This is a genomic window from Paraburkholderia ribeironis (assembly GCF_900019265.1).
Lineage (GTDB): Bacteria > Pseudomonadota > Gammaproteobacteria > Burkholderiales > Burkholderiaceae > Paraburkholderia > Paraburkholderia ribeironis.
The window spans coordinates 1-242 of record NZ_CYGX02000122.1; the positions used below are offsets into that span (position 1 = coordinate 1).

The following is a 242-nucleotide window of genomic DNA, read 5'->3' on the forward strand; positions in this document are numbered from 1 at the left end:
CGGACCAAGCCGCACGTGAACGTCGGCACGATCGGTCACGTTGACCACGGCAAGACCACGCTGACGGCAGCGATCACGACGGTTCTGACGCAGAAGTTTGGCGGCGAAGCGAAGGCATACGACCAGATTGATGCGGCGCCGGAAGAAAAGGCACGTGGTATCACGATCAACACGGCACACGTCGAGTACGAAACGGCGAACCGCCACTACGCGCACGTTGACTGCCCGGGCCACGCTGACTA

Annotated in this window: 1 protein-coding gene; it reads left to right on the forward strand. The window is 61.6% G+C overall.

Going from position 1 to position 242, the window contains the following annotated elements; genetic code table 11:
• Positions 1 to 242, forward strand: a 242-nt coding sequence (locus BN2475_RS36015; protein WP_245841714.1) for a GTP-binding protein, incomplete at both ends; no start/stop codon positions are given.